This window comes from Tardiphaga robiniae (genome assembly GCF_013359755.1).
Classification (GTDB): domain Bacteria; phylum Pseudomonadota; class Alphaproteobacteria; order Rhizobiales; family Xanthobacteraceae; genus Tardiphaga; species Tardiphaga robiniae.
The window spans coordinates 65,054-89,147 of the sequence record NZ_JABMCJ010000063.1 but is presented as its reverse complement, the minus strand read 5'-3'; the positions used below and the strand labels follow the sequence as shown (position 1 = coordinate 89,147).

Below are 24,094 nucleotides of genomic sequence, written 5' to 3'. Positions count from 1 at the left end.
ACGAAACGCCCCCCCCCCCGGCTGCTGAGCGAGCCGAAGATTTGAAAATGTCGTCATCGATGGCGTCAAGGACGCCGCCGACCGAGTCAGCTCAGCGATCGACGAGGGCCGCAAGCCCGGCCGACCATTGGACATTTTGGCAAAGGTCATACGGGACGCGCCATTGGTAGACAGATGAATTACGATCCCGCACGCGAAATTGTCGACGGCTTGCTGAAACTAGGCGCGCTGAACGTTCAAATAGGTGTCTTGATGGCTGAGACGGTCCTCGCCGCAGGCCATATCATCAAAGCGTTGCCGGTAAGCGTCGTTCCAGATCCGACATCTTCCGACACTCAGATGGAAGCAATCGCGCATGTGCTTGAGCAGGAGCTTCTTGGAAACTACGAACTCGGCTTCCAAGCCATGCTTCGGCTGAACTTTCCGCGGGATCAGCTTCGAGAGATCACCGTTACAGCGCTGAATGCGGCGCGCGACGTTTCAGCCGCGGGGCAACTTACGCCCCTGCCGGGGAACGATGCTCGATAGGCGGTGTTCCAACGTGATCCCGTCCGTTTAGAGCGGGAGCTATCGCCATTGGAGCCATCATGTTTGCATCTACTCTCGTCGCAATGACCGAAGCTTCCCTTCTCGGCTTCGAAGCGAGCCGGGTCGTCGCATTACGTATGCAAGTTTTTATGCTTGGGGGATCGGCCGCATGGGATGAAGCTGATCTGATGGTCCGTGAAAAGACGAAAGCCTTCGGTCAGGCGTTCCTTGATCTTGCGGCCGGGTCATCCCAATCAGCCGTCTGCGCTGACCTCAGAGCGATCGTGAAAGAAAACCACGATCGTCTCTCCGGCGGCATGGAAGGTCGCTGGTCGCACCCGGAACGTTTCCGGTAACTTCACATTCAATCTATGAGGCCGCACCCCAACGCGGCTTCGAAGGCCCGTCGCATTGGAGTCCTCCGGTGCGGCGGGCTTTATTGGTCAGTGGGTGTTGGTGTCTTTCCACTTCTCCAAGTCCGGCTTTGGCGTATCCGGCAGGCTTGGGTCGGTGGTTTTCTGAGCGTTCTGTTTCCAGGGCTCGTTACTCTGTGATTGCTTACCCCAGTCCTGCTTGTGGCGGTCGTCATCGCTTGGCGGGTTTGTTTTCTCGTCGCTCATGGTCTGTCCTTTCATTTATATGTTCGTAACCTCTGGTTTCATCGTGTGTTCCCCGTTTGTGGGGAACGAAACCCATTCGTGCCGTTTGAATAGGCATGAGAAGTAATCCTGGCCAACTGGTTCACATCGCTGTCCTCATCGAAGAGGCGATTCAGATTGCATGGGATTATCTGGAACGGGCAGGCGAGATCGAGGACGCAGAGTTCTGCTCGCACACTCTACTCCACTCGGTTGAAACCATGATCCGGCAGGGAGTAAGGAGCCGCTTGCTACTCTCAAACAGAGCCATTGCTCAATACATGGAAGCTCTCGAAGCGCGCACGCTTCAAGCGGCCTCGTAGAGAGGCCATAACGATGGTGATGGGTGGAAATCAAATCTCACTAAGGCGCCAGCAGAGGGGCATTGGATGGCTCGTCGATAAGTGGCTGGCTTATTGTCAGGCTGAAGAATGTCGACGGTCGAACCGACGGCTTCAAGAGAAGTAAAGGGCGACGATAATCTAGGACTTGGCGTCCTCGTCATTTTCCTGCTGGTGCTGGGCTTGCCCTTACTGCTCTTGTGATGCCTAGAGCCAGGCCACTGACAGCAAGAATACCGCGGTCGCAATGAGTGCTACAACCGTCATCGCCGCCATCGTCATTGAAAGCACGCGCATACGTGTGAAGTATGTCACAGAACGGTGGAGGGTTTTCCTGTACGGGTAGCCAGCCGAGATTAGACATCTGCAAGGTCGCCCGCTGGTCGGACGACGTGGCTTAAAACTGTACTCTCGGACTGGTGGGGGCGTGCATGGGTGTTGGGGATCCTGAATACTCAATTCGCCGACTGGCTGACGATCGGTTTGCGATCGAAGCCCGTTGGTCGACCGGTAAAACTAAATTAATGGCGGGATCTTTTGCTCGGCAAGCGGACGCAACGCGGTTTGCTAGTCGATTGCGCTCCAAGCCAGCAGCTTTGGCCCGCAACGAGATCGTGGAGACCGCCTCTGACTCCGGATACACCGTCGACTTCTTGGCCTTCAAACATGGTCTCTCGCTAGAGGAGGCGGGCCAACTACTTCGCGAGATCGGAAACTCTCGTAAAAAGCTGGATGCAGCAGTCACGGCATTAAAGCAAAACCGTGCTGGGGCTTTAAAGCCATAGGCTTATGCCGCTCACCTAGGAACAGTTCTCGCAACAGCCGACACAATCGTGGGCGGTATCGCGCGCGTCACCGTCCAGTAGCTCACAAAGCCCGAGAGGGCGACTGGGATGACCGGTCCTGTCTTCTCTGTAAACTTGCTCGGCGCCAGCGATGGTGACCTGTAGCCCTTATGCAGTCGGGTCGACGGCGCGACCACGTTATCATGGTCGAGTATTTAGAGCATGCGCTGCAGATACTTTCCGGATCGCGGACCCGGGTTGGGAAGCCTTGAGACCAACAGCCGCATCGAAAGGTTGTACAGTGCAGCTTTGTCACCGCCTTGCTATGATGGGCGATGGTCACATACCGATTCAGAGTAGGCGGGCTGAACACCAGCCTTTCTATTGAGGAGCCATTCTGGGTTGCACTAACGGATATCGCTGACAGTCGTGGCAAGACTGCAAACGAAGTCGTCTTGGAGATTATTTCGGCTGGGCTGCATCCAAATAGGGCTGCTCAGGTCCGGCTTTACGTTCTGGATTACTTTGTGAGGCGCCATCGGGCTGGAACAACCGCCCGCGCGGGGGCATAATGTCGGCATGAAACCAACGAAGTCGCTGAGGAAGCAGGCTGAGAAAGCCGAGGCCGTAGCTCATCGCTCGGAAGACACCGAGCACGCTGAACGGATGCGGAATCTGGCTGAAGCGTTCCGCGCTCAAGCCGAGGCACTGAAAGCCGAAAAGAAAAAAGGGAAGGTGAAGAAGTAGCTCACTTTTCACCCTTGACGGGTCTAGTGATCCAGCTTCTCAGAGATGATCACGCCAGTCTTCGGATCTGCATGAAATTCCATCTTCCGACCGTTCTTGGTACCTTCGCCTTGCTAGTGGCCATCGTCAGCCTTGACTTGCTCACCTGCGAGTACTGACAGCACGTCGTGGCAGGAGCCATAAGATCGGCGCGACGATTTCGACGAGCGTCGGGATGGGCAAGCGGAACAATAGGCGCGAATTGGCGTTGCAGCACAATGGAAGACAGGCTCTACCGAGTCCTTCTCTCGTTCGGCATAGCCGGGCTGATTACAACGTTTGTGGTTTTGGTTCTTCTACTGTTTTATTGGGCAGTAGATAGTATTTGACTGGCCGCCTCAATTGGTACTGGCCGAAATAGGCCACTCGCAATTTCAATTTAGGCCACGCTAATTGTGATATGCTCCCGCCGGGAATGGGGAGTGCGCCCAGTGAAACACCGAACGATCGAGTATGACGTTCAAGAGGTGCAGCCCGGTCTTTGGCGCTGGAATATCTATCCTGGCAATCGCACGGTGCAGGGGCCGGTCAAGTTTCGCTCGCGTGAGCTCGCCGTCGAAGCATGCCATGGCGAGATCAATAGCGGGATTGAGCGGACGCGGCGACAGGCCGCGCGGCGATAGACGCCACTCGCAGATTCAGAACAGGCCACTTGGCAGCGACTACCGCACCATCCGTCGGCCACTCGGATAGCACTTGTAGTCCGGCCCATGCTCTTGTTTGCATGAGGTGTGCATATCGGCCACGAAGAAGGCTGCCATCAGAACCACGAGAATTAAACACGCTATGGCTATTCGGGGATTCGTCATCTCCCCTCGCAGATTGAAAGTAAGCCACTGAGTTCGGAAGGCCATATTCCATTTACCGGTGGCGGGGAGGGCCATGGACGTATTCCTGATTCGCAAATGCAACGCTAAAGTCTGCGTATCAACAGATTCGGAGACTGGAATGCAGACGACCACGGTTCGCGTCACCACACCAATGCCATCGGGCAAGGAGCCACTGGTTTGGCACTTCGATCTGATGACAGCAAACCCCGCAGAGGCTATCCGTTGGACAAAGGCCACGCCTCAGGTCCTTCCTCACGCGATCGTCGAAGTTGTTGAGCGCGCTCCTAACTGATCGTTATTCGGGAGTGCGGGAGGGGTGGATCTCGTCGCGCTGCCCCTTGTAAAGCACGGCAAAGGCCCAAACGAAGATCAGGAAGAAGACAATTCCGCAGATGAGGCTCGCTTCGCGGTTAGCCTCCCAACGTTCGAGCCAAACGACATCTCCGTTAGGAGATGCACGTATGCGAGCCGCTTTGTCGAGGCCGGTCGAAGTGACGAACAGGCAATAGCCAGACCATAGCGTCGCGAGCCCGGAGAGAGTAGCGATGACCGCCGATGCGCGCATTGTTTTCCATCCTATCCCAGGAGCGCACTGGTCCCTGCATTCTGTTCTCACTGACTCGGTCGTTTTCGGTAAAGCGCTCTGGCGGCTTTAAGGAAGCCAAGACCAAGCATAAGGAGCGGTGGAGCAGTAATCACGAAAAGCCAAAGGAGGATAGGGTTAGCCGCGCGCATCGTCACGTAAGCCAATGATCCAAGAGCGCAAAGGGCTACAACCGATCCGGTGGTCAGAAGTAGTATACGAACGCCGAGCATATTCACGAGCTTATCCAGCTTGTTATCGAACAAGGTGCCGGCCGCCGGGGAAGCACTTATAGTTCGGCCCATGCTGCTGTCGGCAGTCATTGTACGCATCTGCCACGAAAAAGGCGGCCATCAAAACCACGAGAATTAAACACGTTAAGGCTATTCGCGGGTTCGTCATCGCCACTCGCAGATTCCAAGTAAGCCACTGAATTCAGTAAAGACCATATTCCATTTTCCCCGATGGCGGGGAGGGCGCCACGGAGACTATCCCGAATAGGCGAAGATCACCTTGCGAAGCGCTGGCGACACGACCAGCAATCGGCCGCCGGAGCCGTAGCTATAGAAGTTGCCGGGCGCGTTCTTGGCCTGATCGGCCATCGCGATGAAGCGTTGATCGAAATCTAGTCCAAAGCCGTATCGGTTGAGGAACAAATTTATCGAAGCGGGCCTGCGGCCGTCGCCTTTCCATCCGGAGTTGGGCACGACGGGCGTCGGGTACCAATCGAAATTCGGAACCAGTTGCTGGCGCGCTTTCAGCGCATTGTCATGGTCGGTGAGGAACGGCAGCCCCTTGCTGGCGATCGTCGCAGCGACATCAGCGGGAAGTTCATAAACGAGGAGACCTGTCTCGTTCCCGCCGGGACCAAAGCCCCAACTCCCCTCCTTGACGTAGAGAACCTTCGATACCTGCAGATATGCCGGGACACGCTTCCTTGGATCGAGCACCACGACATGCCAGACCGAATAGGTCGCTGAAAAGAACAGCACCGCAAAGAGCGCCATCCCCAAGCAGCCAAAAAGCCCCTCCATGGCTTTTACACCTGTTACAATATTTGGCTCCCGCTGCATCGTCATCTTCGTGCTGCCAGCGAGGTTAGCTGTTGAAGGATAATAGCAGGGCGCTTCTCGGCCTCCTACCGTCTGTTTCTGTATCCCACCGTTTTAGTGGATGGCGGGGCGGGCGTCATCCTTGCCCATGATCGCGCGGGGCTGACGGTGAAGATTCGCGCTGTCGGGCGTCGACCATGTCTTGAACATTCGCGCTGATAGGCAGCCCGTGTTGGCGCAAAACCCACCAGGCCACAACAGAAAGAATAGCTGCTCCCAAGACAGCGGCAGCGACGATGGCGACGAGGGAGCCGTACCTAAATGCGGGAATGATGGGGCCGCCCAAGGCGCCTAATAGAGCGGCCAGTGCGACCTAAGGCCAAGGCCTAAGATTCAAATCTAACTTTGCACGAAATCCCATACTCCGGTCCTTACTTCCATTCGAATTAACACCACGTCAGGCGGAGCAATTGTCGATCATCGGACAAGGAGCGCGGCACCCGGCCGGATATTTGCTACGAATTTTTGAGTATGCGAAAGAACATCTCTCTGGAATTGGGATGCTGCCGTTTGACCCAGTCTAAGTTATACTCGCCGTCAATCAAGACTCCGCCGGTCTTGTTTGGCGCGTCGCCCCCGCTTAGCGAGTTAAAGGTGCAATTCGCCTGTTCTTGAATGACAGCGCCCACGGCATCCAAAGCCTGGTATGTGATCAGTGCTTCATACCGGACGGGCTGGTTTGATCCAATGAGTCCCCTGCGATGCTCAGGAGCGACGGCCCGACGCGGATCGGCAAAAAACTCTTCATGGCTGAGTGCTCTTACAGAACCTTGCACGCCGGTTCGCTCATAACTTACTGGGTCCTTTAACCGGTCAGCAATGGCAGTGTCGCAGGTTTGAACGAAGCGACGCGGAAACGGCAATGGGTCGCGAAATAAAGTGTAGCCGATAACGGCAACAGCAATGATCAAGGTGCAAGCGGCGAGGGATTTGGCTTTACTGCGCCTACTTGTCATCGGCAACATCCTGCCGGCGCCAGCCGCTTTTCCAGTTCTGCTCAGACGCAGCATTAGAGCGTTGCTGGGGGAGGAGCGAGATTGCCGTGAATGTAACAATCCAAAGGAACATGAATGGAGGCAGAGTGAGCCCCTGATAGGTGGCAGACTGTCTCGAAAGGGCCCAGAAGATCGCAAAGAGACTGATCGGAATAATAAAAATTCGGTGTTTGTATGCAGGTAGAGCGAGGCCAAGTAGTAGAGCGGGCAGTCCAAAGATTGCCCCCATGAACACAGTGCCGATGGCCACCCAAACCAACTCAATTCCTTTCTCAAGTCCGATCGCCAACCCCAATACAGGCCAGCCGAAGCCGACCCACATAATTGCGAGACGAGCGACGTTGACCAACGAGACGGGCGAGCGCACTGGCATGATTCGAATCGATTTCCCGGCCGTGAATGCAAAGCCAGTTGGATCTGACTACACGAACGCAAAATTGACAACGAATGCAGCAACCAAGAGCAACGGAATGCTTAACGTAGCTAGAAGCGCGTAGCGACAGGACAGGCGTTCCTTGAGTTACCTCGCCGCTTGGTCAGGAGCGCGGAGGCATTCCAACAAGATTCCCAACCATCGCCCCGGCGCAAATCAAGACACCCATCCCCGTGATGGGCAAAAAGAGCAGAGTAAGCCCCATCATATCCTGGCCACTCCGAAACACATCTAGGGCTACGATGAAGCCGATCAAGCAGGCACTCAGCAGGATGGACTGACACGCAATTTTCAGCCAGGTCCAGCCCCGTGGCGAACGCGCCGCAACTTGCTTCGATCCAAAGCCGATGAGTACGGCTATCGGCATCATAAAGATCAAAATTCCGAGTAAATAAGCCACGCCAACCTTCGTATTCGGGAGTGCAGTACCTAGCTTGCGGGTATCACGGCGACATCTATTCTGGCCGTAGCGTCAAGAGAGGCCGTCGGTCGAATGGATCAAGTCGTAGGAATTCTAATTCACATCGTTCTAGACATCATCATCCGATCGACGGGACGAAATGTGCTCAAACTCGTCGGGCTGCGAGGTCGATCTGAACGGACCGAGACGACCGTTGGGAGTGCGTTTTGGGCAGCAATAGCAGTCGCAGCCTTCGTCGGAATCAGATCGCCGGCGTGATCCCTCCTATTCCATAAACGAGCAACCCTATCCGCTTCCACTATCGTCTTTTGCGGCATGGTCGCCTCGCTGGGCCTTCCCAATCGCCAGGATCGACCAGACGCAGCCAACGAACAAGATTGCAGCGAATCCCAGGCTGAACATTCGGCTTGATTCCCATTCTTGGAGCCAAGGATTGGTACTGTTTGGGTTTGCTCTGAGCTGCTCCGCGTTGCGAAGATGTTCTTCTGTCGAAATCAGAAAATAGCTGGTGATCGACATTATCGTTCCGAGCGCGGACCCCGCCGCTACCCACCACAATTCTGCTACAGAAATCTCCCATTTCAATGCTGTGTCATCTGGCCGACTGTTTTGATCGTCTTTGTCACCCATCAGTCTCACTCCATCTGCGCCGGGGTGACCCGCGCGATCTTGCATGCTATTCCTACTATACGGGAGACCTTACCGGGGCCGGTAAGATGGCATGCCAACCTATCTCGTTCGAATAATCGAGACCCACGATCTCGTCGGGGTCTTCTCTGCCGACAATATCGTTCAGCTCATCGACATCGTTGATGAATGCACCGAGCCCGACGAGTGCGAGTATACGCGCATGGGCCCTGGTGGCATCATGTGGACGAGCCCGGCAATACCGATCCCGATCGCGATCCCTGAAGATGACGACGGGGGGAGCCGGACCCCATGCCTTGGGGCGACGCCAGCGTTACCGAAACTTGGTGGGACTACTTCTACGGATACGCTGCCTATCGCTGGAAGCGGTTCTTTCCCGACGATCCGCCGAAGCCTAAACGGGCAGTGCTGCCACAACGGCCGGGGCCGGGGCATGTGGTGCCCTTTCGGAAAAAGCGTGAATGACGTTCACTGAAAGGCCGCGTCGATGACTGGCGATGAATCGAGAAATTTGAGAGTTGGTGATCGCGTCCATTGGAAGAACGACCGAGCCGACGCCGGCACCGTCGCTGAGAGCACCTGGAGCGGTGTCGTCATCAAGTGGGACAATCGCGGGCCTCAGACGATCATGCACAACGACATGGTCGATGTCTCGGTCGGTGCTTAGGTCCGTTTCCAACAAGTCTCAAAAACAGGACCAGGATCAGGATCAAGCGGCGCGAACGAAAGAGAAGATAAATCATCGTGTTCGTATCGATACGCAGCATGCGCTCGGATCACGCTGATGCTCTTAACGGACTACGAAAACGAAGCGACAAGGACCAAAAACAGGAGCCCAGCCTTCGGTCTCATCAGTTTTAAAAGGTCAGTATGTGACTGTATTTATTGCGACATTAGAAAGATCTCGACAAGGTCGAGGATTGATTTTGTAAACCGAAGGTCGGGAGTTCAATCCTCTCAACCGGCACCATTTCGCATTTTTCACCGAAAGTTTCTGCCAAGTACCTGAAAGGGAACGAAAATTCGGGAGTTCGATACACCCCGTTTTTGCCGTATCTTAGAGGTGTTTGAAAGGCCAGTCTCAGTACGGTCTGACGCATCACGTAGTCGCCGTTTTCGTAGATGTACCAAGGGTTTGCCAGAAATCTCAGGGCCAGTTCGATACAATCCTCCAGCCGCCCCTTGGGCGGCACCGTTCTGGCAACCCGTTCGGCGAGAACGATCTTTTCGCGTTCGAGCTTTTCGATCCGGGTCTCGTAAGCGCTCACGACCGATGGGCTGGAGGCATCGACGACGCGATCCAAGAGATTTCCGATCTGCCGTTCGACATCCGTAAATTGCTTTTGAAGCGCACTCTTCTCGTTTCTGGCAGCGGCCAGCCGCATGTCCCAAGCATCACATAGCATTGCCTTGGCCAGATCGAAGAGCCCTTCCGCGGGCTGCAAGGTCTTGATGATCTCTGCAAAGCCGTCTTCGAGCTTCGCGCGCGGCACTGACTTGCTTTTAAGCGAGCACACTGGGGTCACGCAAATCGTCATGGTGGCGCGGTGATGGTTTATGCGTCACTCTGTTGAGGCGAAAACGTCGCTGGGGCTTCCTTCTTTCGGGAGGTCATATTGGAGGGCAGCAGGTTTGAAGGCAAGCTAAGTGAACTCTCTCCAGTATCCGGCGTTAACGGATGTTGGAGCAAGCCATGTTTCGAATCTTATACCTCAGCACTGCAAATCAAGCATTTTCTTCCGGTGATCTTTCCGAGCTACTGCAGAAGGCGAGGGCTCGCAATAATGCGGCCCACGTCACAGGCATGCTTGTGCATTCGGACGGTGACTTTCTTCAGGTGCTTGAGGGAGAGCCGGAGGATGTTATCGGGGTATACGATCGTATCAGCGTCGAACCACGGCACCGCGATGTCAGCTTGCTTCAACGAGGCCTTGGATTTGGGGATCGGCTATTTCCGAACTGGTCAATGGGCTTCATGCGCGTGCCGGATCAAACGTTAGTCGACGAGGTGGTTGGAGTTAATAGCCGCGTCAAACTGCGATACTTGGATGCTATGTCGGCTCTGGATTTCTTGCTGGCGTGCAGTAGAAGTCAAACGTGAACTGCGAAAGGCGCCCCTCGCGGATCACCATGGCTCTCACATTGTCTTCGACTTCTTCATCTTCGTGACCGGCTTCGCGGACTGATCCATTTCGCTGTTCATGTTGGCGTCATGCCAGCGCCTGCCTGCACCAGGCGCTCATGTTCGGATCGGCGGACTCGTGCATCCTGCCTACGCCGCCTTGGGGCAATGCGCGTCGGGCCTGACCGGCACATCGATGCTGGAGGATGCTGTCCGGCTGCTCGAACAGCAACGTTAGGGCACATTGTTCTCTAAAGGCCCGGCGAGTAGGTCGCTCTACCGCCGGGCCGACCGAAGCGAGGCTTCTGGGGGCAAGATTCGGTCGCTGTCATCCTGCGTTAACTCGAGCCGGAAATCTATCGACCGTTAGATCGAGGTAACTCGCTCAATCCTGTTTTCGAAAAGTGAGCGCGGAACAACTTTGGAGTGAAGTGCTGTCGCCAACATCTTGCAGACGCACATCGGTTCACCTTTGACGGTAGTGCACCTGCATGTGTCGCCGTATGCAAATTTTATCAACCTGTCGATGTCCTGATCTGCAATCGCTATTTCGATCTGATCGGCATAAGTCAAAACGTCACCTCTTGCTGCATCGTTGATCCAAATACGAAGACAGGAGCGAGAGGTTAAGGTGCAGCCTCCATTCTGCGCCAGATCAACGCGGTTCCTTCGCTCTTTTTGGGAGGCCGATAAAAGGGTTCCCCGTTTGCGGCTTGGTCGCGCCGGTCCTGCCACCGTGGTATGTTTGGCCGCAATTAAGGACTCGACTCGATCGTGAAGCACCGGGGCATTGATTACGGCGTTCAAGAAGACCGACCCGGGATAGGTGCTGGATCATATATCCCAAGACGGAGGACGCCCCAAAAGTGGTTGGCGACGCCAAACATTTGACGCGGGAGCGTGCCCTTGAGGCCTGCATAGAGGAAATCAATAACGGGCTTGAAAGACGGACATATGGCCAGAAGCCCCGACAGCGCACAGCACCTGCAGATGCATCGGTCGCGCCATTGTGATTGCCCGGAAGGGTGCCAGCATCATAAACTCCGGCGCCGCTCGCGGAGTGTTACTGTCGATTAACTGGTGACTTCTCCAGCGGTGTCTCGCCGTCGAGCCAGTCCTCTTCCTCGGCCAACGCGAGCCATGCAGCTTCCATGCGCTTGAAACGATTCCTGGCTGGCTCGCTATCGGATGCAGCAGCCATCTCCGCGCAGTTCTCTGCATTCGCCCGGTAAGTGTCGGACTCGGATCCTACGCTGTCTGGAGGGAGCGTGGAAGCGTGGAACAACTTCCCGCGTTGCGGTATAACATCGGCATGAAACCAACGAAGTCGCTGAGGAAGCAGGCCGAGAAAGCCGAGGCCGTAGCTCATCGCTCGGAAGACACCGAGCACGCTGAACGGATGCGGAATCTGGCTGAAGCGTTCCGCGCGCAAGCCGATGCCCTGAAGGCTGCAAGGAAGAAGGGGAAAGTGAAGAAATAGCCTTCGCCTTATTGGCTACTGCCTTTCAGTCGGTCAAATATTCATCCAATAAACCGACTGACGCATCAGCGAACGTTAGCGTAGCTATCAAGAAGCCGAACCCCGACCCTACGCTTGGTCGTGCGTCGCCAGCCAATCCCACATGATCAAAAGTGAGCCTTTAGCCTGTTTTTCGAGCGCTAGGCGCCGAAAACAGCAGCTTGACACTCTGCATCCTCTAGTCAAGATTATTGACTAACTAGTTAGTAATGACGGGTGGGCGGTAGTGGCTATGGCGTCAGGCGGAAAAATCCGGGTTGCGGTCGATATCGGTGGGACATTCACCGACATCGCATTGTTCCTTGAGTCTGGCCTGATCCATCAGAGCAAGGTGTCGTCGACGCCTGCCGATCCGAGTCGGGCGGTTGTTGACGGCGTCGGAAGCCTGCTGGCGGAGCTATCGATTGCGCCTTCGGCTGTGGCCGAAGTGCTGCACGGCACCACCGTCGGATCGAATACCATCCTGCAACGGTCGGGCGCCAAGACTGGACTGATCACGACGCGCGGCTTCCGGGACGTGCTGGAGATCGGGCGCATCCGGATGCCCGACATGTTCGACCTGACATGGGTGAAGCCGCAGCCATTGGTGCCGCGCCGGTATCGTATGGAAGTGACCGAACGCATGGCGGCGGACGGAACGACGGTCGAGCCGCTCTCCGAAGCAAGCGTCATCGCGGCCGGAGAGGCGCTACTCGCCGAGGATATCGAGGCCGTCGCTATCGCATTCATCAACAGCTATCGTAATCCGGCGCATGAATTGCAGGCCGAAGCGATTTTGCGGGCCAATTTCCCGCAATTGCTGGTGACGACATCCTGCGCGGTGCTGCCCGAGATGAAGGAATATGAGCGGACCAGCACGACGGTGGTGAATGCATATCTGTTGTCGGCCATGCGCACTTATCTGCAGAAGCTTGAATCGGGTCTGCGCTCGATCGGCGTGGCTGCGCCCATTCTGGTCATGACCTCGAATGGCGGCATGCTGGCTGCCAATGTGACCTGCGAGAAGCCGGTGCTGGTGGTGGCGTCCGGTCCTGCGGGCGGTGTCATCGGCGCGGCACGGCTCGGCATCGCGCGTGACGATCGCGACGTCATCGTGTTCGACATGGGCGGCACCACGGCCAAGGCGGTCATTATCGAGGATGGCCGCCCGACCATGACGTCGGAATACGAATTCCGCGATGGAATTTCGACGTCGAGCCGGTTCATCAAGGCCGGCGGCTATATGCTCAAAGTGCCGGCTATCGATATCGCCGAGGTTGGCGCCGGCGGCGGCTCCATTGCCGGCATCGACAAAGGTGGCCTGCTGGTCGTCGGCCCGCAATCCGCAGGTGCCGTTCCGGGCCCGGCCTGCTATGGGCTCGGCAACACAAAGCCGACAGTGACAGATGCCAATGTTGTGCTCGGTTTCATCAACGCCACGTCGCTGGCTGGCGGCAATCTCAATATCGATCGCAAGCTAAGCGAGACTGCCATCCGTACCCATGTCGGCGACCCGCTCGACCTCACTCTACTGGACGCCGCACATGGCATTCGTGCCGTCGCCAATGCGGCGATGGCGCGTGCCGTGCGCGCCGTCACCGTCGAGCGTGGTCGCGATCCGCGCGATCTCACGTTGATGGCATTTGGCGGCAACGGGGGCGTGCATGCGCCGGATCTCGCGCGTCAGTTGGGCATTCCGCGCGTCGTGGTGCCGCCGATGTCGGGAATTTTCAGCGCACTGGGCATGCTGGCTTCCGATATTGAGCATACCGCACTGAAAACCGTCAGCCTATATCTCGACGGGATGCAGGTCAGCGACCTCAAGGCGATCAAGGCCGAGCTGCAACAGCAAGTGGCGGGGCAACTCGCCGGCGATGGCTATCAGGCCGAACGCACGATGTTTCTGTGGGAAGCCGATTTGCGCCATGAAGGTCAGGCCACCGAACTCACGGTGCCGTTCGAGGGCGAAGATTTCGATCAAATCCGTGAGCGGTTCATCGCCGAGTATTTCAAGACCTATGGCTATCGTGATGCCACGCCGATCGAACTGATGAAAGTGCGCGTGGCCGGGCGCGGCCTGCGCGAGAACCGCCTGGATTTTGCGGCCATGAAGATCGCCGCGCGGCAGGGCGCATCGCGTTCCGGAACCCGCGACGTTTCCTTCGCGCGTGGCGAGGCCGCTGTCGCGGTCGAGATCGTCGATCGCGGCGCGGTCGGAATGTCGCCACGGCAGGGACCTCTGATCATCGAGGAATTCGACGCCACCATCATCGTGCCGCCCGATGCTCGGGTGCACAAGGATGCGATCGGCTGCATTGTGCTGGAGTTCGAGGTATGAAAGTCGATCCGATCACCTTCGCGGTCATCAAGAGCGGCCTGGATTCCATCGCCGACGACATGGCCTATACGGTCGTGCGCATAGCGCGTTCGGAAATCGTCAAGGACGTGATGGATTTTTCCGCGGCAATCTGTGCCGGCGACGGCCAGATGGTGGCGCAGGCCAAGACCATCGCCCAGCATCTCGGCGCGATTCCAGAAGCCATGGCCTCCGTGCTCGGCAAATACGAAGGCGATCTGCACGACGGCGACGTCGTCATCATGAACGATCCCTATCACGGCGGCATGCATCTGCCTGATATCTTCATGTTCGTGCCGATTTTCCACAGCGGCAAACGGCGCGCCTTCGCCGTGGTGATCTGCCATCACACCGATGTCGGCGGCCGCGTGCCCGGCTCCAACGCGTCGGATTCGACCGAGATCTATCAGGAAGGGCTGCGGATTCCGCCGCTCAAGCTCTATGACCGCGGTGTGCTGAACACGACGCTAGAGGCGCTGATCAAGATCAACGTTCGGGTTCCGGATCGGGTCTGGGGCGATCTTTCGGCGCAATTTGCGGCGGCTCAGGTCGGCAAGCGCGGCTTGGAGAAGCTGATGCAGCGTTACGGCGCGGACGATGTCGACGCCTATATGCAGGAACTGCTCGACTACGCGGAACGATTGACCCGGCAGGAGATCAAGACCTGGCCGAAGGGTACGTACAGTTTCATCGACTATATCGATGATGACGGATTTTCCGATACGCCGATCCCTATCAAGGTTGCAATCACCGTCAACGGCGACGGTACGCTGCTGGTCGATTACACGGGCTCTTCGCCACAGGTGAAAGGAGCGTTGAATTCGACGCTCAGTTTCACACATTCGCTGACTTATCTCAGCATACGCTGCGTGCTGGCTAAGGACGTGCCGAACAATGTCGGCCTTTTTCGTTGCATTACAGTGAAAGCGCCGGAAGCTTCCGTGCTCAACCCGATCATGCCTGGGCCGTGCGCGGCACGTGCGCTGACGGGGTATCGCGTGTTCGATACGATGCTCGGAGCACTTGCGCAGATCGTGCCGGACAAGGTGCCAGCCGCAGGTGAGGGCGGCAACAGCGTCATTTGTATCAGCGGCCTGCGACCTAACCGCCGGCCTTTCATCATCGTCGACATGATCTGCGGCGCCTGGGGTGGTCGTCCCGACAAAGACGGGCTTGAAGCGGTTACCAATGCCTCGCAAAATCTCTCGAACATGCCGGTCGAAGTGATGGAGGCTGAGCATCCGGTGCGAATCGAGGATTACTCGTTCGTGCCGGACAGCTGTGGTGCTGGACAATATCGCGGCGGTGTCGGCATTCGCCGTAGTTATCGTATCCTCGCGCCGGAAGCGCTGCTGCAATTGCGCACCGATCGCGTCAAGTTTCATCCCTATGGTCTCAATGGGGGCGAGCCCGGCGGCTTGTCGAAGAACTACATCGAGATCGGCAATGAGCGTAGTGCCATTCCTGGCAAGATCACGCGGAATGTCACTGAGGGCGCGCTCCTGATCCACGAGCAGGCCGGTGCAGGCGGCTTCGGCAATCCGCTGCTGCGTGATCCCTCCGATGTGCGCGAGGATTTCCTGGACGGCAAGATCACGGCCGAGTTCGCGCGAAAGCATTATGCTGTGACATTCGGCCCGCGTGGCGTGCTGGACGTCGAGGGAACTGCGGCACTACGATCCTCACGGGACGCCCCGCCATTACCGGAAGGGCGCCATGGAGCTTAGTGTGGCCGCGCCCAGCAAGATCACCCGCAATCCGGAAGCGAGCCGTGCCAAGATCCTGGACGCGGCACGGATCGAATTCGTCTCCAACGGGCTTAACGGCGCGCGCGTCGATCGCATCGCCGAACAATCCGGTGTCAACAAGAACCTGATCTACCATTATTTCGGCTCCAAGGACGAGCTCTATCTGGCAGTGCTCGAGCGCATCTATACGGACTTGCGCACTAAGCAGCAGGACGAAGACCTGCGCGGTCTGCCGCCGGTCGAAGGCATGAAGCGACTGGTCAGCAGCACGTTCGATCATTTCGTTGCGACGCCGGATCTAATCCGGTTGATGAGCATCGAGAACATCCATTATGCGCAGCACCTCAAAAGTTCGAGCACCATCAAGCCGCTCTATCGCGGGTTGCTCGACACGATCCAGATCCTGCTGAAACGCGGCCAGACCGAGGGTGTGTTTCGCGCCAATGTCGATGCGGTCGATCTCTATATGTCGATCTCCGGCCTCGCTTACTTCTTTCTGTCCAATCAGCACACATTGTCCTGGCTGCTCGACCGCGATCTCGCGGCGCGCCGACGTGTGCTCAAGAGACGCCAGCACGTCGTCGAGATGGTGCTGAGCTATTTGACACAGAATTCGCCGGCAGAAGCGGATGGCGCCGACACAGAGTAATCAAACCGGAGATTGGGATATGAGAAGGCTTTTTCTATCGACCCTGATGCTTCTAGGTGCTGCGGCCGGCGCGGGTGTTTCGCCTGCTCTGGCTCAGGATAAATTGTCGGTGCGGCTGGATTTCTCGCCGTGGGGCGTGCAGGCGGCCATGCATCTGGCTCAGAACCGCGGTTGGTTCAAGGAAGCCAAGCTCGATGTTGATATTCAGGATGGTCGCGGCTCTGGCAATACGATTCAGTTGGTCAATGCCGGGCAGGCGGATGTCGGTCAGGTTCAGGTGGGGTTGGTTGGCTCAGCGCGAGCCAAGGGCGCCACTATTCGCTCGATCGCGACGTTCCAGCGCAAGACCGATCTCTGCATTCTGGTCGACAAGACGTCGCCGATAGAGAAGGTCGCCGATTTGCGCGGTAAGAGCGTCGTCGTCTTTGCGGCAAGCCCATGGGCGCCCTTCATAGACGTCTATCTGAAATCCGGCGGAATGACGCGTGACGATCTCAAGGTTGAAGTTGTCGATCCGGCCGCATTGTGGGGCACCTATATTGCCAAGCGATCCGATGGTCTGATGTCGACCGTCGGTTCTGCGCTCCCGCTCGCGGAAGCGACCCGCCCGTCGAAGTGTCTGTTGGCATCTGATGCGGGCATTGCGTTCCCGAGCTACGGCCTGGTCGCACGCGACGAAGTGATCGCCAGCAAGGGACCGGCGTTGAAGCGTCTGATCGAGGTGCAGCAACGCGCTTGGCAGCATCTGCGTACGAATCCCGACGACGGCGTGAAGGCGATGATCGCCGAGCGTCCGGACGCCAAGCTGGACCCCGTGGTGCTGCTCGGACAGATCAAGCTGACGCTGGATTACTTCAATACGTCGGCGTCGCAGGGCAAGCCGATCGGCTGGCAGGCACAGGCGGACTGGGAAGCGGCGGGCAAGTCGATGGAGGCCGCGGGCGTATTGCCGGCCGGCTGGAAAGCGACGGACTACTACACCAACAGCCTCGTTGAGTAACATGGCGCCTCCTGCTTCATCAGAAACAGCGGCCTATGTTGCGCTCGGCCGCGTGGGGAAGACTTATGCCTCCCCGCGCGGGCCGGTCGCGGCGCTGGTCGATATCGATCTCGATATCCGGCCGCAGGAATTCGTCAGCGTGGTTGGCCCATCCGGCTGCGGCAAGAGCACCTTGCTGAAGCTGGTGGCCGGCCTCGAAGGGACGACCTTCGGAACGATCGACATTGGCGGCAAACCGCTCGACGGCACGCCGGATCGGCTTGGCGTCGTGTTCCAGCGCGATGTCCTGCTGGACTGGCGCACCATTCTCGACAATGTCCTGCTGTCGATCGAATTCACCCGCAAACCGACCGCCGATGAACGCGCGCGGGCGGTGGCTTTGCTGAACCGGTTTGGCCTCGGTGGCTTCGAGCATCGGTTTCCGTGGGAACTGTCGGGTGGTATGCGACAACGCGCATCGATCTGCCGGGCACTGCTGGCCGATCCCGACCTGCTGCTGATGGATGAACCATTTGGCGCGCTCGATGCCATGACCCGCGATGATCTCAACATCGAGCTCGCGCAGATCTGGCAGGATACGCGCAAGACGCTCTTGTTCATCACGCATTCGATTGCGGAAGCCGTTTTCCTGTCAGATCGCGTCGTCATGATGAGCAAGGCGCCGGGCATGGTGGTCGATGTCATCACCATCGACCTCCCGCGGCCACGCCTGCTTGCAGTGCGCGACACGCCGGAATTCGCCGCCTATGTGCACCGGATCCGTCACCACTTCGCCGAGTTGGGGATCGTCAAGGAATGATGCGTTTCGCAAGGCGTCTGTTTCTGGGCGATAACGAAACACGCGATGTCGTCGTCGTGCTGGCCGCAGCTCTTGTTCTGTGGGAGATCGGGGTTTACGTCTTCCAGCCGTCGCCGCTGATCCTGCCGGCGCCGTCGGCGATCTTTGCCGCGTTTCTGGAGACGCCTGGGTTGTTCCTGCGTCATCTCGGCTTTACGCTCTGGATGACATGCCTCGGCTTTGTACTGGCGGTCGTCATCGGCGTCGCGCTGGCGGTTGGGATTGTCTATTCGAAATTCCTCGAGCGGACTATTTATACGCTGCTCGTGGCGCTCAACTCGATCCCGAAAGTGGCGCTGGCGCCGCTGTTCGTTATCTGGATGGGCACCGGTCCTGAGCCCAAGGTGGCGATTGCGTTAATGCTGGCGATCTTTCCGATCGTCATCGATATGGTTCTAGGCCTGCGGTCGGTGGATCCCGACATGCTGGCGCTGGCCAAGGTATCAAAGGCATCGCCTTGGGCCGTATTGATAAAAATCCGCTTTCCCTGCGCTTTGCCGAGTCTGTTCGCGGGCATGAAAGTGGCGATCTCGTTCGCGCTGGTGGGCGCCATCGTCGGAGAGTTCGTGGCCGGCAGCCGGGGGATCGGTTTTCAGATACTTGTTGCACAAGGGCAGTTCGATACGGTGCGTGTGTTCGTGTCGTTGCTGTTGTTGGGCGTGGTCGGAACAATCCTCTTCTTTCTCGTCGACTATACTGAGCGGCTATCCCTGCCATGGCACGTCTCGCAACGCGGGCGTCATCAGTCATCCGCCGATCGGGCATGAACGGCGGCTCGCGATCACTCGGTACGCTTGCGCTGATAGTGACTGCGGCACTCTGGGGCAGCAACCATGTGGTCGCGCGGGCCGCGCGTGACGCGGCGCCTTTGCCGGCGCTGGTGTTCTGGCGCTGGCTGCCCGCTCTCGTCATTCTCACGGTCATTGCGTGGCCGTCCCTGCGGCGCGCCTGGCCTGAGATCCGGCCGCGGCTGGGCGAATTGACGATCGGTGGCGTTGTCGGCGTCGGCCTGTTTTCGTTTCTTCTGATCGGCGGAGCCTATCAAAGCCCAGCCATCGAAGTGGGCTTCATCAATGCCACGACGCCGGTATGGGTCGTGTTGATCGGCTGGATCATGGGGCAGGGGCAGATCGCCCGAATGGGCCAAGGTGGGCTCGCTCTGGCTTTTGTCGGCACGCTCCTGATCATCAGCAAGGGCGATCTGCTGCGACTGACCGGGCTGCAACTGAATCTTGGAAATCTCTGGTCGCTTCTCGCAGCGATCTTCTTTGCGTGGTTCTCGATCCGTGTGCGCGAATGGTCGCGCGTAATCGAAACCTTGCCGCTCACGGTGGTGACTGCCTGGGCAGGTCTCCTGGTCGTATCGTTGCCGGTCTATGTCACATGGGTTGCCAGCGGCGGTCCATGGTTCGCCTGGACCGACGCTGACATGGCCATAGCCCTAGGCGCGATCGCCTATACCGGATTGGGTCCTACCATGCTTGGTAACGTGTTCTATATCTACGGCGTAGCCACCAACGGACCGACGCGTGCTGCAGGATTTCTGTATCTCAGCCCGCTGTGTACGGCAGTGTTTTCGATCTGGTGGCTGGGCGAACATCTCGCCTGGTATCACGTCGTCGGGATCGCGGCGATTTTCGCCGGATTGATCCTGTTGGGACGCCTGGGGCGAGAGAGAAAGGCGATTTCGTAGCTACCGGATATTGCTGCGTAGAATGAAGCCAACCTTGAATTTGGAAACCCGGGTAGGTCTTCAGTGCCGAAGTTTATATCGCCTGCTGCCTTGCCAGCTTCGGCCTCATCCAGATCCCGGCCTACGATGTAAAGCGCCACCTCGACGCGGGCGAACTCGTCGAGGTGATGCCCCATCATCGAGCTGCGCCGATGCCGATGGCACTGCTCTATCCACACCGTCAGCATCTCTCTCGAAGGTTTCAGGTCTTTGCGGACTGGCTGGGTGGACTGTTGAAACGTGAGCTGCTGTGATGGCGACAGGGCGGGAACTGGTGCTTGAATGGCTGGATCTCATCCCGCGGCGTTACAAGTGTGTTTGAGCATTACCGCGAGTGCGTCGAAAGTTGATTGACCTGCGGCTCCATGGTCGCGCTCAGCGAGCTCCTCTCGCAGATGCCGCTCATCTAATAGGACTAAATACAGAATCGACGAAGAGCCACGCAATGTCGCAGTGTATGGTCCAAGCGGTCTCCTCGTTGGTGGTCGTCAAATTGCTGGCGTTTTCATTCAACTCGTCTTCGAAGGTCGATACTTTTTGTTTGCCGGTTCATAATACATCTGTTGGGTATGACCTGCGATTTAATTCGATAGCTGTGGATGGTAGGTGATGCTCCGCATTGCCGTCTGAATGGATCCTGACGCAATGACTGTCATTGGCGCTCGTGCAACCAGTGTAATTTCCCGGCGCCCTGCATAGTTTTGCTGCAACGAGGGATGAATTGAAGCAACTCTCGCCGTAACAACGTGCTTGACAGTATGGTCGTTCTAAGGGAGCTTAAACTGCAAGCGTTGGGCAGAGCTGCCCGATAACGCTACAAGTTCAAACCATTTCCAACACCGCGCTTCAAATTCAAGCGTGTCCAGTTGGTGGCGAGGGCGCCCACGGCTTCACAGCCGGCGGGCGCTTTTTTTGTTTTGGATCGGCTAATGGCGCGGAAGCACTATCGCATCGGCATAATGTTCTCGACGACAGGGTCCTACAGCGTCGTCGCACGCTCGATGCTGAACGGCGCGTTGCTGGCGTTCCAGGAGAATGCCGAGGCAGACGGTGCGGTGACGTTGGAGCCCGTCGTGGTGAACCCGTCGGGCGATCTTGAACGTTACCGCGCGCTTAGCCTCGAGCTGCTTGGCGCCGGCATCCGCCAAGTTTTGGGCTGCTATACGTCTTCGAGTCGCAAGGAGGTCATTCCCTGCTTCGAGAAGTTTGACGGGTTGCTCTGGTATCCGTCGCATTATGAAGGGTTCGAGAGTTCGGACAATGTGATCTACACCGGAGCATCGCCCAACCAGCACGTGCTGCCACTGGTCGAGTATCTCGCCTCGCGGGTTGGTACTCGCGCATTCTGTGTCGGCTCCAACTACATCTGGGCCTGGGAGAACAACCGCATCTTCCGTGAGGCGCTGACCGCGCGGGGAGGCGCCGTGGTCGCAGAGCGCTACCTGTCCGTGGGCGATACCGAATTCGACCAGGTGATATCGGCGATCCTTGAGCAGCGTCCAGATTTCGTCTTCAACAATCTGATCGGTACGAGCGCCTATGCCTTCTTCCGCGCTTTCCGCGCGGCCTGCCGCGCGCGTGGTATCGATCAGGTCAATGAAATTCCGGTGGCCAGCTGCACGCTGTCAGAGCCGGAGCTTGCGGAGATTGGCGACAAGGCTATCGACGGGCACTTGAGCTCCAGCGTCTATTTCTCCTCGTTGGAATCTCCGGCGAATGCGGCATTCATCGCCGCCTATGCCAAGGCCTTCCCCGGCGGACCAGTATCGTCCGCCGACGCAGAAGCGTCCTACATCGCCGTCAAGCTTCTGGCCGCAGCATTGGAGCAGGCGGGTACCGATGATGCACGCGCCGTGCGCGCCGCGGTCGCCAGCCAGAGCTTGCTGGCGCCGCAGGGCGAGGTGCGCATTGATCCGCAAACCTATCACGCCTGGCTGACACCGCGGATCGCCCGTTCCACCCTCAATGGGCAGTTCGAAGTGCTGCTGGAGGCACGCAGCCCAATCGCGCCAGATCCCTATCTCGTTCAGTCGTCGCCGCGCTTTGCGAGTGCAATGCGCTCTCCCGTGCTCAGAGTGGTGCAATCATGACATCCCGGTTGCTGCAGAATTTCAAAGGCGGTCGCGCTCTTGTCGTCATCGGACGCGGTGGAAAAGAGGGCTCACTCGAGTCCACCCTCGCCAAACTTGGTGTGACGACCGAATATCCCGAGATCATCGACGGCCGCGCGCAGATCGATGTCGGCAACCTGCAGTCCGAGCGCGATATCCTGTTCATTGACGGCGATCTCGAAGGCGCGGTGGCGATTGAGGTCAATCCCATCTCACGCCTGCCGCCGGTGCCGGTGATCGGTCTGGTCGGCGTCGAGGCGCCGAGCCGTCTGAAGGCGTTGGTCAATCTCGGCGCGACTTCCTTCTTGCGTAAGCCGGTCCATGGCGGCGCCGTCTACACCTCACTGTTCATGGGCGTGAACCAGTTCATGTTGCGTAGCGATATGCATGCCCGCCTTCAGGATCTCGAAGAACGCCGTCGTAGTCGTCGCGCGGTGATCCGCGCGGTGATCTTCTTGATGCAGCAAGACGGTCTCGATGAAGAGAGCGCCTATTCCCAGCTTCGCCGCGAGAGCATGCGCGCGCGGCAGAACTTGGAACTCTACTGCGAGGAATTTCTGAGCAGGCGGGCAAGTGCGCCCGACATTCCCGGCCGCGCGACCAGCATCACGCTGCGAGGCGGCAACAAGCAAGCGATGTAGGAGACACCAACATGACCAAGAATGTGTTGCGGGGGCTGCGCGCCGTAGCCCTCACGGGGACGCTTGTTCTCGCGACAGGTGCGGCGTTTGCGCAAACCCCGATCAAGCTCGGGGTGCTGGAGGACCAGTCCGGCGATTTCGCGGTGGCTACCATCGGAAAAGTGCATGCGATCCAACTTGCGGCCGAAGAGATCAATAAGGCCGGTGGTATCGACGGCCGGCCGCTTGAGCTGGTCGCCTACGACACCCAGTCCGACAACACACGCTATCAGGAATTCATGCGGCGTGTGCTCCAGCGCGACAAGGTCGACGTAGTATTCGCTGGCTTCTCGTCCGCTTCGCGCGAGGCCTATCGCCCGATCGTCGATCAGTTCAACGGCTTCGCATTCTACAACAATCAGTACGAAGGCGGCGTTTGCGACGGCCATATGATTGTCACCGGTGCGGTGCCGGAACAGCAGTTCTCCACGCTCATTCCCTACATGATGGAGAAGTACGGCAAGAACGTCTACACGCTCGCCGCGGATTACAATTTCGGCCAGATATCGGCGGAGTGGGTGCGCAACATCGTCAAGGAGAACGGCGGCAAGATGGCCGGTGAGGAGTTCATCCCGCTCGGCGTGTCCCAGTTCTCACAGAGCATCCAGAATATCCAGAAAGCAAAGCCTGATTTTGTGGTGACGCTGCTGGTTGGCACTGCGCAGGCTTCCTATTACGAGCAGGCGGCATCCGCCAACGTCAATCTGCCGATGGCCTCGTCGGTCAACGTCGGGCAGGGCTACGAACACAAACGCTTCAAGCCGCCAAGCCTGAAGGACATGTACGTCACGACCAACTACATCGAGGAAATCGATACCCCGGCCAGCAAGGCATTCTACACCAAGTTCAAGGCCAAGTTCCCTAACGAGCCCTATGTGAACCAGGAAGCCGAGAATTCCTATCTCGCAGTCTATCTCTATAAGCAGATGGTCGAACGGGCGAAGTCGACCAAGCGGGAAGATATCCGCAAGGTAATCGCGGTCGGTGATGTCTGCATGGATGCGCCGGAGGGCAAGGTCTGTATCGACCCGAAGAGCCAGCATATGTCGCACACCATTTATCTCGCCAAGGTCGGGGCCGATCATTCGATCTCGTTTCCGAAAGTGTGGGAGGGCATCAAGCCGTACTGGCTGGGCGATGCCGGTTGCGATCTGACCAAGAAGGATCCTATGGCGCAGTACACGCCCTCGAACCCGCCGCCGAAACCCTGACATCGGCGTCGGCGCCGTCCCGGCAGGTACGTCTGCCTGCCGGGACAGT

At 57.8% G+C, this 24,094-nt stretch carries 28 protein-coding genes and 1 pseudogene; 20 read left to right on the top strand and 9 right to left on the bottom strand.

The features are described 5' to 3' along the window. The first annotated feature begins 174 nt into the window (after window positions 1-174). Window positions 175-528, top strand: a complete 354-nt coding sequence (locus HP556_RS02145; protein ID WP_175365740.1) for a hypothetical protein — start codon at window positions 175-177, stop codon at window positions 526-528. Between the two features lie 59 nt (window positions 529-587). Next, window positions 588-884, top strand: a complete 297-nt coding sequence (locus HP556_RS02140) for a hypothetical protein (RefSeq protein ID WP_175365739.1) — start codon at window positions 588-590, stop codon at window positions 882-884. Between the two features lie 87 nt (window positions 885-971). Here HP556_RS02140 and HP556_RS02135 read toward each other — a convergent pair whose 3' ends face one another. Further along, entirely contained in the window at window positions 972-1,148 is a 177-nt protein-coding gene (locus tag HP556_RS02135; protein ID WP_175365738.1) for a hypothetical protein, read from the bottom strand. 790 nt (window positions 1,149-1,938) lie between these two features. Between HP556_RS02135 and HP556_RS02130 the strand changes: the two genes are divergently transcribed. The 4 genes from HP556_RS02130 to HP556_RS02115 all read left to right on the top strand — a co-directional run bounded on the left by HP556_RS02130 (window position 1,939) and on the right by HP556_RS02115 (window position 4,200). After that, on the top strand, window positions 1,939-2,292 hold the full coding sequence (locus HP556_RS02130) for a hypothetical protein (protein ID WP_175365737.1): 354 nt from the start codon (window positions 1,939-1,941) through the stop codon (window positions 2,290-2,292). Between the two features lie 335 nt (window positions 2,293-2,627). Next, on the top strand, window positions 2,628-2,864 hold the full coding sequence (locus HP556_RS30545) for a ribbon-helix-helix domain-containing protein (RefSeq protein WP_175365736.1): 237 nt from the start codon (window positions 2,628-2,630) through the stop codon (window positions 2,862-2,864). Window positions 2,865-2,871: 7 nt separating this feature from the next. Continuing rightward, window positions 2,872-3,039 carry a hypothetical protein gene (locus HP556_RS02120; protein WP_175365735.1) on the top strand — a complete coding sequence of 56 codons (168 nt, stop codon included), beginning with the start codon at window positions 2,872-2,874 and terminating at the stop codon, window positions 3,037-3,039. 987 nt (window positions 3,040-4,026) lie between these two features. Further along, window positions 4,027-4,200 (top strand): hypothetical protein, encoded by a 174-nt coding sequence (locus HP556_RS02115; protein WP_158596809.1) that lies wholly within the window; start codon window positions 4,027-4,029, stop codon window positions 4,198-4,200. A gap of 3 nt (window positions 4,201-4,203) precedes the next feature. On the opposite strand, the gene HP556_RS02110 is transcribed toward HP556_RS02115, so the two are convergent. From HP556_RS02110 to HP556_RS02085, 6 genes are all read right to left on the bottom strand, one after another. Beyond that, window positions 4,204-4,473 carry a hypothetical protein gene (locus HP556_RS02110; RefSeq protein WP_175365734.1) on the bottom strand — a complete coding sequence of 90 codons (270 nt, stop codon included), beginning with the start codon at window positions 4,471-4,473 and terminating at the stop codon, window positions 4,204-4,206. 506 nt (window positions 4,474-4,979) lie between these two features. Further along, window positions 4,980-5,570 carry a hypothetical protein gene (locus HP556_RS02105; RefSeq protein ID WP_175365733.1) on the bottom strand — a complete coding sequence of 197 codons (591 nt, stop codon included), beginning with the start codon at window positions 5,568-5,570 and terminating at the stop codon, window positions 4,980-4,982. Between the two features lie 488 nt (window positions 5,571-6,058). Further along, window positions 6,059-6,559, bottom strand: coding sequence for a hypothetical protein (locus HP556_RS02100; RefSeq protein ID WP_175365732.1), 501 nt, complete (start codon window positions 6,557-6,559; stop codon window positions 6,059-6,061). After that, window positions 6,549-6,971 (bottom strand): hypothetical protein, encoded by a 423-nt coding sequence (locus HP556_RS02095; RefSeq protein WP_175365731.1) that lies wholly within the window; start codon window positions 6,969-6,971, stop codon window positions 6,549-6,551. The genes HP556_RS02100 and HP556_RS02095 overlap by 11 nt, the downstream gene beginning before the upstream one ends. Window positions 6,972-7,134: 163 nt before the next feature. Then, complete coding sequence (locus tag HP556_RS02090; protein WP_175365730.1) at window positions 7,135-7,431, bottom strand: hypothetical protein; 297 nt, start codon at window positions 7,429-7,431, stop codon at window positions 7,135-7,137. A 306-nt stretch (window positions 7,432-7,737) separates the two neighbouring features. Continuing rightward, the gene (locus HP556_RS02085; protein ID WP_175365729.1) at window positions 7,738-8,082 is read right to left on the bottom strand and encodes a hypothetical protein; all 345 of its coding nucleotides are present in this window, start codon (window positions 8,080-8,082) and stop codon (window positions 7,738-7,740) included. A 529-nt stretch (window positions 8,083-8,611) separates the two neighbouring features. Between HP556_RS02085 and HP556_RS02080 the strand changes: the two genes are divergently transcribed. Continuing rightward, window positions 8,612-8,767, top strand: coding sequence for a hypothetical protein (locus HP556_RS02080; protein WP_175365728.1), 156 nt, complete (start codon window positions 8,612-8,614; stop codon window positions 8,765-8,767). A 226-nt stretch (window positions 8,768-8,993) separates the two neighbouring features. Here the strand turns inward: HP556_RS02080 and HP556_RS02075 are convergent, their stop codons facing one another. Further along, the gene (locus tag HP556_RS02075) at window positions 8,994-9,593 is read right to left on the bottom strand and encodes a hypothetical protein (protein WP_175365727.1); all 600 of its coding nucleotides are present in this window, start codon (window positions 9,591-9,593) and stop codon (window positions 8,994-8,996) included. 200 nt (window positions 9,594-9,793) lie between these two features. On the opposite strand from HP556_RS02075, the gene HP556_RS02070 reads away from it, so the two are divergent. Beyond that, complete coding sequence (locus tag HP556_RS02070) at window positions 9,794-10,201, top strand: BLUF domain-containing protein (RefSeq protein ID WP_175365726.1); 408 nt, start codon at window positions 9,794-9,796, stop codon at window positions 10,199-10,201. A gap of 1,084 nt (window positions 10,202-11,285) precedes the next feature. On the opposite strand, the gene HP556_RS02065 is transcribed toward HP556_RS02070, so the two are convergent. Then, window positions 11,286-11,423 (bottom strand): hypothetical protein, encoded by a 138-nt coding sequence (locus HP556_RS02065; protein WP_175365725.1) that lies wholly within the window; start codon window positions 11,421-11,423, stop codon window positions 11,286-11,288. Between the two features lie 75 nt (window positions 11,424-11,498). On the opposite strand from HP556_RS02065, the gene HP556_RS02060 reads away from it, so the two are divergent. The 12 genes and pseudogenes from HP556_RS02060 to HP556_RS02005 all read left to right on the top strand — a co-directional run bounded on the left by HP556_RS02060 (window position 11,499) and on the right by HP556_RS02005 (window position 24,045). Then, window positions 11,499-11,702 (top strand): hypothetical protein, encoded by a 204-nt coding sequence (locus HP556_RS02060; RefSeq protein WP_175365674.1) that lies wholly within the window; start codon window positions 11,499-11,501, stop codon window positions 11,700-11,702. Between the two features lie 271 nt (window positions 11,703-11,973). Beyond that, complete coding sequence (locus HP556_RS02055; RefSeq protein ID WP_175365768.1) at window positions 11,974-14,058, top strand: hydantoinase/oxoprolinase family protein; 2,085 nt, start codon at window positions 11,974-11,976, stop codon at window positions 14,056-14,058. After that, entirely contained in the window at window positions 14,055-15,803 is a 1,749-nt protein-coding gene (locus HP556_RS02050) for a hydantoinase B/oxoprolinase family protein (RefSeq protein ID WP_175365724.1), read from the top strand. Before HP556_RS02055 ends, HP556_RS02050 begins: the two co-directional genes overlap by 4 nt. Before the next feature lies 1 nt (window position 15,804). Beyond that, window positions 15,805-16,473: a TetR/AcrR family transcriptional regulator gene (locus HP556_RS02045; protein ID WP_244558570.1), complete on the top strand. Its 669-nt coding sequence runs from the start codon at window positions 15,805-15,807 to the stop codon at window positions 16,471-16,473. A 19-nt stretch (window positions 16,474-16,492) separates the two neighbouring features. Continuing rightward, window positions 16,493-17,473 carry an ABC transporter substrate-binding protein gene (locus HP556_RS02040; RefSeq protein ID WP_246297333.1) on the top strand — a complete coding sequence of 327 codons (981 nt, stop codon included), beginning with the start codon at window positions 16,493-16,495 and terminating at the stop codon, window positions 17,471-17,473. Window position 17,474: 1 nt separating this feature from the next. Then, window positions 17,475-18,272, top strand: a complete 798-nt coding sequence (locus tag HP556_RS02035) for an ABC transporter ATP-binding protein (protein ID WP_120292923.1) — start codon at window positions 17,475-17,477, stop codon at window positions 18,270-18,272. Beyond that, window positions 18,269-19,078, top strand: coding sequence for an ABC transporter permease (locus HP556_RS02030; protein WP_175365723.1), 810 nt, complete (start codon window positions 18,269-18,271; stop codon window positions 19,076-19,078). The genes HP556_RS02035 and HP556_RS02030 overlap by 4 nt, the downstream gene beginning before the upstream one ends. Beyond that, complete coding sequence (locus HP556_RS02025; protein WP_120292925.1) at window positions 19,027-20,004, top strand: DMT family transporter; 978 nt, start codon at window positions 19,027-19,029, stop codon at window positions 20,002-20,004. Before HP556_RS02030 ends, HP556_RS02025 begins: the two co-directional genes overlap by 52 nt. Window positions 20,005-20,060: 56 nt before the next feature. After that, window positions 20,061-20,297, top strand: a pseudogene (locus HP556_RS02020) (LysR substrate-binding domain-containing protein); the annotation flags it as partial. Window positions 20,298-20,972: 675 nt separating this feature from the next. Beyond that, window positions 20,973-22,133 (top strand): transporter substrate-binding domain-containing protein, encoded by a 1,161-nt coding sequence (locus HP556_RS02015; protein ID WP_120292927.1) that lies wholly within the window; start codon window positions 20,973-20,975, stop codon window positions 22,131-22,133. Continuing rightward, window positions 22,130-22,795: an ANTAR domain-containing response regulator gene (locus HP556_RS02010; RefSeq protein ID WP_120292929.1), complete on the top strand. Its 666-nt coding sequence runs from the start codon at window positions 22,130-22,132 to the stop codon at window positions 22,793-22,795. Before HP556_RS02015 ends, HP556_RS02010 begins: the two co-directional genes overlap by 4 nt. An 11-nt stretch (window positions 22,796-22,806) precedes the next feature. Then, window positions 22,807-24,045 carry an urea ABC transporter substrate-binding protein gene (locus HP556_RS02005; protein WP_120292931.1) on the top strand — a complete coding sequence of 413 codons (1,239 nt, stop codon included), beginning with the start codon at window positions 22,807-22,809 and terminating at the stop codon, window positions 24,043-24,045. Window positions 24,046-24,094: the final 49 nt, after the last annotated feature.